The following is a 13,311-nucleotide window of genomic DNA, read 5'->3' on the forward strand; positions in this document are numbered from 1 at the left end:
TTCATCTCTTCCCCTCTTTTGTTATATGCACAAATAAAGCATGATACGTTGCCATTATCCCTTCATTTCCCGTGAAGTCTCTTTCGTATATGCGAAGCATCGCACGAAAGAGTGAGGGACTTTGACAATATGATTCTTCATTACTATTGGTCGCTCCTACTTTACGAATAGAATGTAGAAACTCCCTAACTTCTGTAAATCTCTCTATGTAACACGTTTCAGAAACATGTACATCCCCTGTTTCTATCTCACATATATGGCGCAACTGATTTTTCGAATAAAAACGTTGCCCAATCGATGTTTCATTTTGTATATTTTTTTCTTCTTTCGCCCGCTGGAACGAAGCATGCAATTCTTGAAATGTTTCCTGTCCAAATGTTGAAAAGAGTAATATCCCCTCTATAGATAAATGACGAAATAAATTTCTTATCACTTGTTTTAAATCATTTAGCCATTGAAATGTGGCATTTGAAATAATGACATCATACGTTTCTTCTAGTCGTAATCTTTCGATATCCTCACAATAAAATGTTACATTGTTTATATTTTGTCTAGTTCTCGCAACTGCAATCATACTTTCAGCAAAATCAATAGCTGTAATTTGTGCTTTCGGAAATAAGTTTGATAATTGCTCTGTAACATATCCTGTCCCGCATCCAAGTTCTAAAATACGTATCGATGAATTTGCACTATATCGCCGATTCAATGTAGAAAGTAATGAATGCGCCATCTTTTTTTGTACATTTGCATATTGATCGTAGGATACAGCTGCCACGTTAAATCGTTTTTGTAGTAACGTTTTGTTAATCATGTCGTATCCCCTCTACAAATTGAATGATTTCATTTGCGCAATATTCGAAATTCGTTACGCATAATGCATGTCCAGCCTCACTTACTACCTTGAGTGTGGCAGTTTCATTCTCAGCCATACTACATGCTGCAGACAATGGGCATATTACATCCCTCTCTCCGTGAATAAGTAGTATAGGGACGTTAATTTCTTTCAATGCTGCTCTCATATCTGTTTCTATTAAATAATCCAAACCGAATTGTAAAGACTGCATAGAATCACCTTTAAAATGTTTTACGATGTCTTCAAAACTTTTATTCTCTTTCAACTCATCTTTCGTAAACATATTTTCATAGAACCGCTTGAGCGTATCTTCTTTCCTTCTCTCCAAATTTCTTTTCAGCCGTTCTACATGCAAAGTATTCCATCCACTACTATAGTCACTTGTATTTGTAAATTTAGCAGTACCACCAATTAGCACGATACCCTTTGCCTTAATTTTTTTATAAGCTTGAATTGCCGCTAATGCTCCTAGTGACCATCCAACTAAAATTACATTTTCATCCTGTGCTACATCTATAATCCTGTTCGCAAACTCACTTTGTTCTTTCACGTTACGCCAATTAATGCATTGAACAGGATATCCTTTAAAATGGGGCAGTACTAAATCCCAAATATTTTCTTCCATTCCCCATCCAGGGATAAAAATAATCTTCAGCTCTTTCATACGAAAAGCTCCTCTTCTTTCGCAATGTGAGTAATTCGGTCAATAGCCCATTTTAAATCAGCTATTGTATGTTGCGATGTAACTGCAAAGCGAATTCGAGAACTATTAATCGGTACAGTTGGCGGACGAATTGCAATAGCTGCAATACCTACCTCTTGTAACCTTTTGCTAAACCGTAAAGCATTTTCATTTGAACCGACTACAATCGGTATAATATGAGTTGAACTATTCCCTATATCAAATCCAGCTTCTCGTAATTTGCTCCTGAAGTATTCTCCATTTGCTATAAGATTCTCTCTTCTCTTATGATCTTCTTGTACAATTTCAATTGCTTTTTGTACCGCTCCTAACGTTCCAGGCGGTAATGCAGTAGTAAAAATAAAACTTCTCATCATATTGTGTAAATACTCTATATAAATTGCATCGCCTGTCAAATACGCACCATAACACCCTAAAGCCTTGCTAAACGTCCCCATATGTATATCAATTTTTTGAGAAAGATCTTTTTCTATATGAGACAACCCTGCTCCATCAATTCCATATATTCCACTCGCATGCGCTTCATCCACTAAAATAATTGCCCCGTATTTCTCTTTCAGCTCTACTAACTCCATCAAATACGCAGTATCACCATCCATACTAAAAACAGTATCTGTTACGATTAATTTCCGCTTTTCAGGTGACGCTGTTTTCAATAACTTCTCTAAATGATCCAAATCATTATGACGATACCTTTTATGCTCTGCCCCACTTAATATAATTCCATCAACAATGCTTGCGTGATTTAATTTGTCACTAAACACAATATCGTGACGACTCACTAATGAAGAGATCACTCCAATATTTGCGGTATATCCACTATTCACAACTAAGGCTTTTTCAGTGCCTTTCCAATCGCATATACTTCTCTCAACCTCTTCATACAGTGAATAGTTTCCTACCACGAGCCTTGATGCTGTCGCCCCAGTTCCATATTTTCTTGTACATGCGATAGCAGCTTCTTTTAACCTTTCATCTCCAGCTAACCCTAAATAATTATTTGACGCTAAATTTAGCATCCTTTTCTCATCTCGAATAAGCCATGTCTCTTCTGCTTGTTCTGTTACATGCAAATTACGATACTGCTCTCGCTCATGTAATTGTTGCAATTTAGATTGAAGATGTGTGCGCCACGTTTGATTCATTTCGGATAAGCTCCTCTAATTTTGAAATCATTATATATTCTTTAGCAGATTCCAAGACTTCTTCTCTTGTAAACTCACCTGCAAAGAATGGTAATAAACCTAAAACCGGTACCCCACTTAGCTCTTCAATCATTTCTTTATTTTCTTGCACTCTTTCCATTTCGCATTCTTTGCAGCCAGATAAAATGACACCTGCTACTGTTAAACCATATGCCTTTGCGTAAGCGATCGTTAAAACTGTATGATTTACTGTTCCTAATGTAGGGCGTGCTACTACAATAAGTGGAAGTTGTAATTCTTTTGCGAAATCAATTACTAAAGCATCCTCTGTATATGGAACAGCTAATCCACCTGCTCCTTCTACAAGTAGACTATTAAAATCTTTCAATCGTTCATTATAGTGATGAATAATGTCTTTTAACGTTACTGTCCTTCCAGCTCTTTTCATGGCAAGTCTCGGGGCAAGCGGCTCTTCAATAGAGTAAGGGCAAATTTCATCTTCTTTTGTCGGTACACCTGATAATGCCTTTAGCCTTGCTGCATCTCCTTCTGGATTTGATGCAACATGTCCACTTTGTAACGGTTTATATACCCCGATGTTATATCCCAGTTCTCTAAATACACCTGCTAATGCACCGGCGACTACAGTTTTCCCCACTTCAGTATCCGTTGCTGTTATAAAAAAGCCACTCATTATTCTCCCTCCGTAACATCCGAGATTGCTTTATACAAAATACGTAACATATCATCAATCTCATCAATTGTAGAAGCAAGAGGGGGCATAAACACAATCGTATTACCGAGCGGGCGCAAAATCATACCTAGTTCTCTTGAGCGTTTACATACTTGAACACCGACTCTCTCTGTCCATTCAAACGCTTCTTTCGTTTCCTTATTCTTCACAAGTTCAATTCCAACCATTAACCCGCATTGACGAATGTCCCCTACATGTTTATATGCAAAGAGGTCTTCTAATTGCGTCGCCACATATTCTGTTTTACGTGCCACCTCTTCTATTAAATTTGTTTTCTCGCATAGTTCTAGATTTGCAATTGCTACCGCACACCCTAACGGATTCCCTGTATAACTATGTCCGTGGAAAAATGTTTTTTGTTCTTCATAGCCTCCTAAAAAGGCATTATAAATTTCATCTGTCGTTACAGTAATTGCAACTGGTAAATATCCGCCTGTTAAACCTTTTCCGGCTGTCAAAATATCCGGTGTTACATTTTCATGTTCACATGCAAACATTTTTCCAGTACGCCCAAATCCAGTCGCTACCTCGTCTGTAATAAATAGAACATTATATTTTGTACATAAATTACGTAGCCCTTTTAAGTATCCTTTTGGCATTGTAATCATACCGCCAGCACCTTGCATTAAAGGTTCTACAATAATCGCCGCAATCTCTTCATGTTTATCTTTCAGCAGCTCTTCCATTTCTTCTAAATGTTTTTTTACAATTTCCTCCTTATTATTTCCATAAGGAGAACGATATGTATATGGATAAGGCATTTTAATTGCTTCAAATAAAAGCGAACTATACACTTGGTGAAACAAGTCTATTGCTCCCACTGAAACAGCTCCAATTGTGTCACCATGATACGCTTCTTTTAATGTAACAAATCTTTGTTTCTTCGTTTTTCCTTTATGCTGCCAATATTGAAAGGCCATCTTAATTGCAATTTCAACAGCGCTAGAACCGGAGTCTGAATAAAACACTTTCTTCAAACCTTCTGGTACAACTTCAATTATTTTTTCGGCTAATAAAATAGATGGAACGTTAGCAAGCCCTAACATAGTAGAATGGGAAATTTTATTTAATTGCTCACGAATTGCCTCATCTAGTTCTGGCACTTGATGTCCATGAACATTTAACCAAATAGACGAAACACCGTCCCAATATTCATTTCCATTTACATCGTATAGCTTTCTTCCCTCTCCCCGTTCAATAATGACAGGATCTTCTTCTAAATAATCCTTCATTTGTGTAAATGGATGCCATACATAGGCTTTATTTTTCTCCGATAACTCTTCATATGTATATGATGGTTTGTCAGTCGTACTCTTACTAAAAGTCACAATTGTCACCCCTAATGTTAACTAGTTTATAAATATAGTTAACATTAAATCTAAATGACTGTCAATTATTTTTAAATCAAGTAGTTCTTAAAAAAGAACAACTTATCATAAGATAAGTTGTTCTACTTTCCATGTTGTATCTTTCCGATTTCTAAAATAATCTCTTCGTCTTTTTTTCCTTCTGTTTCAATTCCAAGTTGTTTTGCATGTTCAATCAATAGATCATGGCGCTTCTCAAATCTTGCGGTATTTACTTCTTTCGCAACCTCTTCTTTTGTTTTTCCTTCCGTAGAAACCCCTAGTTTATCAGCTGCTTTTTCCATCGACTTCTTCTCTTCAGCTTCTTTCGCTTTCTTCACTTCTAACTGCTGTATTTGCTTTTGCTTCGCCTGCTCTGATTCAGCTGCAAAAGCTGTGTAAATGCCAGCACTTCCGCCAATGACTAGTAAAGTGGTAAAAAGAATTATTTTTTTCTTCACTCTTTCCTCCCCTTTCAAATTCATTATAACGCACATTTTCATAGGATTAAAATCGTTCTCCTTTATTTCCCTAAAAAATTATTGAATATTTTTATTGACATGTGAGACGAATATATGATAAAAATTTAACTAACATCATATGAATCGGCATTGATAGGATTTAGTAGTATTTCGATTTCTGCTTTCAGAGAGCTGGTGGTCGGTGCGAACCAGTACAGAGCGAATTATGAATTACCCCCTGGAGCTTCTTTTGCGAAACGTAAGGAGTAGTGAAAGACGGTTATAGACCGTTATATCTAAAGAGTGGTGAAACGACACTGTTTCACAATTTAGGGTGGTACCGCGAACTTTTCGTCCCTGCATATATTGCAGGGGCGTTTTTATTTTATTAGCGCATATCATACGACCCTTTATTTTGTGATACATTCATTTCACAAGCTAGGGTGGTACCGCGATTTCTTCGTCCCTGCATAATTATATGCAGGGACGTTTTTTTATCCATTCATTTCCGTATCATATTAAAGAAACAACAATTACCGGTAATTTGTCACAAAATTCTAAAATTTAGAAGGAAATAAACAATATTGGCGAATTTTATATAAAAAAGAGCTATTTTAGATTACTTAGGAGGGGAAAACAATGGTTTCAAAAATTGAATCTGTTCTTTTAACAGTATTTATCTTTTTCTGCATTGGCTTTAGTGTTATTCAATTAGAAGTTTCACCACACATCCCAATTTTATTTGGTATCGTTTTTTTATTAGCATTTGGATTTATGAAAAAAATTGATTGGTCTACGATGGAAAAAGGAATGATAAGTAGTATTTCAGCTGGTATTCCATCTATTTTTATATTCTTACTTGTAGGCGTATTAATTAGTGTTTGGATCGCTGCTGGAACAATTCCAACTTTAATGGTATACGGCTTCCAGCTTGTATCCCCAAAAATTTTCATTCCAACTGTTTTTGTTGTTTGTGCAATTGTTGGAACAAGTATCGGTAGTGCCTTTACAACTGCCGCAACTGTAGGACTTGCCTTTATGGGCATGGGTAGTGCTCTCGGATACGATCCTGCTCTAATCGCTGGTGCAATTATTTCTGGTGCATTCTTTGGAGATAAAATGTCTCCTTTATCTGATACAACAAATTTAGCGCCAGCTGTAACGGGTGTAGATTTATTTGAGCATATTCGTAACATGCTTTGGACAACAGTTCCAGCTTTCATTATTGCTTTTATCGCATTTTTCATTTTAGGAAGCGGTACTAGTGGAGACGTTGACTTCACAAACTTCATTAGCACATTAGAGAAAAATGCAACGATTTCTATCTTTACACTTATTCCAATTTTATTACTGTTCCTATTCGCATTTAAAAAAGTTCCAGCAGTTCCAACATTACTTGCTGGAATTATAGTAGGGATCATTATCCTATTTATATTTAAACCTAGTACTTCTTTAACTGATTTAATGAAAATTATGCAAGACGGTTACGTTTCTAAAACGGGTATGAAAGATATTGATAGCTTATTATCTCGCGGTGGCCTGCAAAGTATGATGATGTCAATCGCTCTTATTTTCCTAGCTCTTTGTATGGGAGGATTATTACAAGGAATGGGTATTATTACGCAGCTAATGAATATCATCTCTAGCTTCGTAAAAACTAGCACACGTTTAATTATTTCTACTGCTTCAACTGCAATCGGTGTGAACTTCTTACTTGGTGAGCAGTACTTATCTATCGTTTTAACAGGACAAGCATTCGCTAATAAATATGATGAAGTCGGTTTAGAACGTCGTAATTTATCACGTGTATTAGAAGATGCAGGTACAGTTATTAACCCGCTCGTACCATGGGGAGTAAGTGGCGTATTCTTATCGAACGTCCTTGGCGTTCCAACTTTTGATTACGTTCCATTCGCAATCTTCTGCTTAGCTTGTCCAGTTGTAACAATTATCGTCGGCTTTACTGGATTTGGCCTTTCATGGAAGAAGGAAAAAGCTGTAACACTTTCATAATATATCAAAAAGGATTACCTGAATCGGTAATCCTTTTTATATTTCTCCACTATCTATTTGCTTTCTTTCTTCTAAATAACAGAAGGAATCCTGCTCCAACAAACGCCAAACCTGCTCCAATTGTAGAAACAACACTTGTACCTGTTTTCGGTAAATCACGTTCTTCTTTCTTTTCACTTACAGTTGTTGTTTCTTTTACGTTTTGATTATCCGTTGTAGTTTGTCCAGATCCTGTATTATTACCTTCATCTGTTGGTGGTGTCGTTGGATTTTCTCCATTATTTCCTTCACCTGTTGGTGGTGTCGTTGGATTTTCTCCATTATTTCCTTCACTTGTTGGTGGTGTCGTTGGATTTTCTCCATTATTTCCTTCACCTGTTGGCGGTGTTGTTGGATTCTCTCCACCAGTTTCTTTATCATCATCGTTCTTCTTCGTTATATCAATTGCATATTTAGCAAATTCATTTTCAGATGGTCCAACATATGATATTTTTCCATCTTTCTTTATATACTTTTGTGCATTTGGTGAAGAATCGAATGTTGTATGTAATTTATCGGCAACAATCGGTTTAAACGTCCAATTTTTATCTGCTGCTGGATCAATAACTGGCGTTTCTTGCATATACTTCACAATGATTTGACGCGTTTCATCTTGTGATTGGTATACAACCTCCCCTTTGCTTACACCCGGGAACGTTTGGCTACTTCCACGATAGTTATTTGTAGCGACGATAAACTCTTGATTGTCAGCTACTGGCTTACCTCCATATGTCATATTTATAATACGATTCGTATTAGCATTTATAACTTTTCCATCTTTATCGTATTTCGCTGGTTGTGTTACATCAATTTCGTATTTTAAGCCATCTAAAATATCAAAGTTATATGTAGGGTATCCGATATTTACTAATGGCTGTTCTTCTGTTTTCTTTGGATCAATTTGATTAAACTGACCTGCAGACATTTCAAGCCATTCTTTTACTTGTGCCCCATTTACTTTTACAGCATATAACGTATTTGGATATACATATAAATCTGCAACGTTTTTAATCGCTAACGTTCCAGCTGGAATATCCGTATAATATGTAGCACCGTTTCGGCCACCCGCTTTAAATGGTGCTCCTGCAGATAAAACTGGAATTCCTTTATATTTGCTGTACTGTCCATTTTCAGCAAATAACTTTTCTACATACCATTTTTGTGCATTTGTCACAAGTTGTACAGAAGGATCATCTTGTACTAATGAGAAATAACTATTAATTGGCGCTGTCGTTTTTCCTACAGCAGTATTCACATAATCAATTGTCGCTTGGTGATCATCTTTAATTTCATTAACTAAATTTTGATCAGATTGTACGAGTGGGTTTCCTTTACTATCAGCAATCGGACGAAGTTGCGGCTTCGATTGCTCTTTTTGTACTTCCCATTTTCCATTTACTTTTTTCAATTGCATATCTATAATACCTAAGTTACTTCCAAAGACACCAGGCATTACAACTGGAACACCATTAAATACGTCCTTCACTTCAGTATGTGAATGTCCCATTAATACCGCATCTACACCAGGAACTTCTGTTAAATAATACGATGCGTTTTCCATGCCAACATTGTAACCACTCTTATCAACACCTGAATGCGCTAGTGCAACGATAACATCGGCACCTTCTGCTTTCATTTTTGGCACCATTTTTTTCGCTGTTTCAACTATATCTTTTGCTTTCACTTTTCCTTCTAGATTTGCTTTATCCCAGTTCATAACTTGAGGTGGAACAAATCCCATTACGCCAATTTTCACTTTTTGTTTTTGACCTGATTCATCTTCTACTTCATTTTCAAAAACATGATATGGTTTAAAGTAATTTTGATCATTCTCTTCATTATTATCTTTATCATCTTTATAGACGTTCGAGTTAATAACCGGGAATTCTGTTTTACTAATTACTTTGTTTAAATAATCTAAACCGTAGTTAAATTCATGATTCCCAAGAGAGATGACGTCATACTTCATTAAATTCATTAAACGATATAATGGGTGCGTATAACTAGGATCCACAGGCTTCTTCGGATCATTTATTTTATTCGCTACATAATCTCCAAGCGGTGTCCCTTGTAATGCATCCCCATCATCAAACAGGACAGAATTCTTCGCTTCTTCACGCGCTTTATTCACAAGTGTTGCAGTTTGCACGAGACCTACTTTATTATCGGTTTTCGTTTGATAATAATCGTAATTCATTAAGTTAACGTGAATATCTGATGTTTCTAGAATTCGTAAGTTAACCGTACTCTCCCCAGTTTGCTCATCCGCATGAGCTGTTGCTGGCAATACTTGCGGCGCTATAACACCAATAGCAAGAGTTGCTCCAGCTAGCATTTTTTTTGACTTTTTCACAAAAAATCCCCCTTATACAATTACCAAAGAATAATGAAATGAATTTCTAGCATTCTCTAACCACATACCTTTTTTCTTCTAGTAGATACACGATTTTCATTTCACCCTACGCTAACGAGTAGTCTCCTTAAACGATCCATTGATGGAGACTAGCAATTAACGGGAGATAAAGCTCCCACTATGTAGAATTTCACCTTATCTGACATTATCATATATAATGTACTTTCATATCGTCAATATTTTTTGACATACTTCTACAAATTTTCTGTAAAGTTATTGTAAACTTTTCATAAACATATAATATGCCCTTACATTGTTAATACTGCTGAATATGATACAATTACCAATTACAAGGAGGATGAATTATGAAAAAAGTCATCTTAACAATTGTTTGTCTCCTCCTTCTAATCATTTCTTATTCTTATTTTGAAAAGAACGATGAGACAAAACAAAATGAACCCGAAGAAAAAACAGAAAAAACATCTACTCCAAGTTGGATTGATAAGCAAACAAACGATTCCTTTTATCATCTCGTACTAGGTGATTCGCTCGCCAAAGGATATGGATCGACACAAGGTGGATTTGCTGAATTAGCCTCTAAACAAATAGAAGCACAAATTCATAAACCAATTACTGTAGAAAACCTTGGGATAAACGGTCTTACAACAGATCGTCTCGCTAAAAAGGTTGAATCAGAAGATGTAAAGCAAAAAATTAGAGCAGCCAATATTATTACAATTAACATTGGGGGAAATAATTTATTTCGCTTAAATCGTGATGTCGGTGTTATAGACGGTATTAAAATGTTAAATAAAGAAAAAGCTCATTTTGAAGCGGATGTAAAAAATATTGTAAAGACAGTCCGAGATCAAAATCCGGATGCTTTACTCATTCTTTCTGAACTCTATAACCCGTTACAACTCGATGACTCCATCGCAAGTTATGCAGATATGTTTTTAGACGGATGGAATGAATCCGTTTATTCCATTGCAAAAGCAAATCAACCATCTATCGTTTTACCAATTCGCAAATTAATATCGAATGATAAGAAAGATTTACTCTTTGACCAAGTACACCCAAATGATAAAGGCTATTCGATTATTGCCGATTCCTTTACAAAAAAAGTGTTGGCCTACAAATATTAAAATTCGCATGAAACAATTCTATTTTTATAACATGTCTTTTTTGTTACAATGAGAGTGGAAGGGGGCCTTTATATGGAATCACGCGAGTGGGAACGTATTGTTGATCATCTTCTTTCGCTAGTGCCTCTTTTTTATCGCAAATTTATGCTTCCTGGAGAATTTTCTTCTCAAAGACATATGCCGCCATCACATACACAAGTATTACTGCTTCTGCATGAAAATGGCACATTAGCAGTTTCCGAAATCGGCAAGCGGCTAGCGATTTCACGGCCTAACATGACACCTCTATTAAACAAACTGATCCAAGAAGAACTAATAGAGCGTCATTATAGCGAAAAAGATCGACGGGTCATTTTAATTTCCCTGACAGCTGAAGGGAAATTGTTAGTAAATCAGTATCAACAATTCATTTTAGACAAATTAAAAGAAAATTTCCAAACGTTATCTGAGGAAGAACGTGAAAAACTCATTCACTCTCTTCAAACCATTCAAAATTTAATTTTGAAAACAAACGTATAAAGCTGCTTCTAAATAGAAGCAGCTTTATGATTCGTAATAATTGCCATAGTATACATTTGAATATGGCCATGTCGTTAAATATGGTTTTTGATCTTGCGTAGGTTGTTGCGATGGTATTTGCGGTAGTTGTTGTTGTCGATATAATTCATATTGCCTACTCGTATCATAAACCGGATAATAATTTACATATGGATATACTTGCGGTACGTAATAATAATACATTCATTCTCTCCTCCTTTTTCTTAAACATATTCAAAGGAGAAAATGAGTGTGACACTCTTTATATTTGCATGAGTGGTTCTCTCACTCTTTTCTTTCTGTTCTTCAAACGTAACTTACGGTTCTTTTCATATAAATAATGCACAACGAAATATGAAACTACACCAAACACAACCCCTAAAATCGTCATTCCAATTAATACATACACTTCACTCTGTAATAAGCTCTTTAATATCGTAAAAATGTGACTTGAAAACAAGTCCGATATTGTAAAGGGTTCATGATGTATTTTTTGCACATGAAATGGATAAATCATTTTCCCTAGCGCATACGCAAGCGGAAATAAAACTACTGGGAGAAACGATATTTTTCCAATAATATTGCCAATCACCGCGGCAGGAAAAGATCCCTTTGCTAACCTGACGATTGGATAAAATATTAAATAGACGAGCGATGCTGTATATATAACCAACATCTCTAAACCAAAACCAATCGCAAAACCTAACGATACTTTCTTCGCTCCTTCTGGTGATCGAAGCAACTTATAATATTGAAACTTTAATATTCTCCACATCCGCTGAAAAAACGAATATGTTTTCTTAGTTGTTTTCACTCTCATCATCTCTTTAACTATATTTTTATACCTAGTATGCCCTTACACACCCCGAAAAACAAATTTCATTTCCTCTTTTATTATAGATGATATCGAAATAGTTAACTAAATATACATATGACATTTCAATAAAAAAAATACACCTCCAATTGTTATTTGTGTCTCACAACTGGAGGTGTACATCATTTAGGAAAGCGCTTCTACATTTTTAAATAAACTTACTAATAATGCTTTTTGCGCATGCAATCGATTACCGGCTTGCTCAAATACGATAGATTTTGGCCCATCTATAATTTCGCCTGTTACTTCTTCTTCACGATGGGCAGGTAAACAGTGTAAGAAGCGATATGTTTGCTTCGCATGCTTAACAAGTTCATTATTGATTTGGTATGGTTGAAACAACGTATATTTCTCTTCTTCGCCCTCTTGCCCCATGCTCATCCAAACGTCAGTATAAATGAAATCTGCTTCATTCACCGCTAATTCAGGGTTATGCAAAATTTCAATTTCAGCTCCTGTTTCCTTGGCAATCGCTAACGCTTTTTTTACAATCTCTTCATTCGGTTCATACCCTATAGGCGTTGCAACAGTCATATGCATTCCAACTTTTGCACTCGCTAACAACAATGAATGACATACATTATTTCCATCACCTACGTAAGCCAATTTTATTCCTTTAAATGTATTTGTTTCTTCGTATATTGTCATTAAGTCTGCCAATGCTTGACAAGGATGATGGTCATCCGTTAATCCATTAATAACAGGTATGCTCGATTCTTTTGCAAGCTCTTCTACATCCGCATGTGAGAATGTACGTATCATAATCCCGTCAATATACTGCGATAATACTTTCGCAGTATCTGAAACAGTTTCTCCTCTTCCCATTTGCATCTCTTTTCCACTTAAAAACATACCATGTCCCCCAAGCTGTACCATTCCTGCTTCAAAAGATACACGAGTACGAGTTGAATGTTTATCAAAGATAAGACCTAATATTTTGCCTTGCAGTAAAGGCTCTTGCTTATTCTTTTTTAAATATATTGCGAACTCAATTAAAGAAATAATTTCTTCTTGCGTTAGTTCTTCTAATGTTAAAAGGTCTTTCGTATTTAATTTCGGTACTTGTACAGTTGACATGAAAATTCCCC

The 13,311-nt window shown here is 35.8% G+C and carries 13 protein-coding genes and 1 other annotated feature; of the genes, 3 read left to right on the forward strand and 10 right to left on the reverse strand.

The window, feature by feature from the left end; genetic code table 11:
* Position 1 precedes the first annotated feature (1 nt).
* From bioC to ACTT1L_RS07160, 6 genes are all read right to left on the reverse strand, one after another.
* Positions 2-811, reverse strand: coding sequence for a malonyl-ACP O-methyltransferase BioC (bioC, locus tag ACTT1L_RS07135; RefSeq protein WP_000608932.1), 810 nt, complete (start codon positions 809-811; stop codon positions 2-4).
* Positions 804-1,517, reverse strand: a complete 714-nt coding sequence (locus ACTT1L_RS07140) for an alpha/beta fold hydrolase (RefSeq protein WP_000661275.1) — start codon at positions 1,515-1,517, stop codon at positions 804-806. Before ACTT1L_RS07140 ends, bioC begins: the two co-directional genes overlap by 8 nt.
* On the reverse strand, positions 1,514-2,701 hold the full coding sequence (bioF, locus tag ACTT1L_RS07145; RefSeq protein WP_250669858.1) for an 8-amino-7-oxononanoate synthase: 1,188 nt from the start codon (positions 2,699-2,701) through the stop codon (positions 1,514-1,516). The genes ACTT1L_RS07140 and bioF overlap by 4 nt, the downstream gene beginning before the upstream one ends.
* Positions 2,667-3,395, reverse strand: coding sequence for an ATP-dependent dethiobiotin synthetase BioD (bioD, locus tag ACTT1L_RS07150; protein ID WP_000012488.1), 729 nt, complete (start codon positions 3,393-3,395; stop codon positions 2,667-2,669). Before bioD ends, bioF begins: the two co-directional genes overlap by 35 nt.
* Positions 3,395-4,783, reverse strand: a complete 1,389-nt coding sequence (gene bioA, locus ACTT1L_RS07155; RefSeq protein WP_442821842.1) for an adenosylmethionine--8-amino-7-oxononanoate transaminase — start codon at positions 4,781-4,783, stop codon at positions 3,395-3,397. The genes bioD and bioA overlap by 1 nt, the downstream gene beginning before the upstream one ends.
* 122 nt (positions 4,784-4,905) lie before the next feature.
* Positions 4,906-5,262, reverse strand: a complete 357-nt coding sequence (locus ACTT1L_RS07160) for a hypothetical protein (protein WP_000726889.1) — start codon at positions 5,260-5,262, stop codon at positions 4,906-4,908.
* Between the two features lie 141 nt (positions 5,263-5,403).
* Positions 5,404-5,624 (forward strand) — a binding site (T-box leader).
* 277 nt (positions 5,625-5,901) lie between these two features.
* On the opposite strand from ACTT1L_RS07160, the gene nhaC reads away from it, so the two are divergent.
* Positions 5,902-7,275, forward strand: a complete 1,374-nt coding sequence (gene nhaC, locus ACTT1L_RS07165; RefSeq protein ID WP_000253748.1) for a Na+/H+ antiporter NhaC — start codon at positions 5,902-5,904, stop codon at positions 7,273-7,275.
* 49 nt (positions 7,276-7,324) lie between these two features.
* On the opposite strand, the gene cpdB is transcribed toward nhaC, so the two are convergent.
* Positions 7,325-9,667, reverse strand: a complete 2,343-nt coding sequence (cpdB, locus tag ACTT1L_RS07170) for a bifunctional 2',3'-cyclic-nucleotide 2'-phosphodiesterase/3'-nucleotidase (RefSeq protein WP_442821843.1) — start codon at positions 9,665-9,667, stop codon at positions 7,325-7,327.
* Between the two features lie 365 nt (positions 9,668-10,032).
* Here cpdB and ACTT1L_RS07175 point away from each other — a divergent pair, with 365 nt between their 5' ends.
* A complete protein-coding gene (locus ACTT1L_RS07175) occupies positions 10,033-10,812 on the forward strand; it encodes a GDSL-type esterase/lipase family protein (protein ID WP_000755836.1) in 780 nt (259 codons plus the stop codon).
* Between the two features lie 72 nt (positions 10,813-10,884).
* Positions 10,885-11,331: a MarR family winged helix-turn-helix transcriptional regulator gene (locus ACTT1L_RS07180; protein ID WP_000445819.1), complete on the forward strand. Its 447-nt coding sequence runs from the start codon at positions 10,885-10,887 to the stop codon at positions 11,329-11,331.
* A 24-nt stretch (positions 11,332-11,355) separates the two neighbouring features.
* On the opposite strand, the gene ACTT1L_RS07185 is transcribed toward ACTT1L_RS07180, so the two are convergent.
* The 3 genes from ACTT1L_RS07185 to argF all read right to left on the reverse strand — a co-directional run bounded on the left by ACTT1L_RS07185 (position 11,356) and on the right by argF (position 13,300).
* Positions 11,356-11,553, reverse strand: coding sequence for a hypothetical protein (locus ACTT1L_RS07185; protein ID WP_000291952.1), 198 nt, complete (start codon positions 11,551-11,553; stop codon positions 11,356-11,358).
* 58 nt (positions 11,554-11,611) lie between these two features.
* Positions 11,612-12,172 carry a DUF2062 domain-containing protein gene (locus tag ACTT1L_RS07190; RefSeq protein WP_002028428.1) on the reverse strand — a complete coding sequence of 187 codons (561 nt, stop codon included), beginning with the start codon at positions 12,170-12,172 and terminating at the stop codon, positions 11,612-11,614.
* A gap of 177 nt (positions 12,173-12,349) precedes the next feature.
* Positions 12,350-13,300 carry an ornithine carbamoyltransferase gene (gene argF, locus ACTT1L_RS07195; RefSeq protein ID WP_442821844.1) on the reverse strand — a complete coding sequence of 317 codons (951 nt, stop codon included), beginning with the start codon at positions 13,298-13,300 and terminating at the stop codon, positions 12,350-12,352.
* Between the last annotated feature and the right edge of the window lie 11 nt (positions 13,301-13,311).

Source organism: Bacillus sp. FH, assembly GCF_052216825.1.
GTDB lineage: Bacteria > Bacillota > Bacilli > Bacillales > Bacillaceae_G > Bacillus_A > Bacillus_A paranthracis.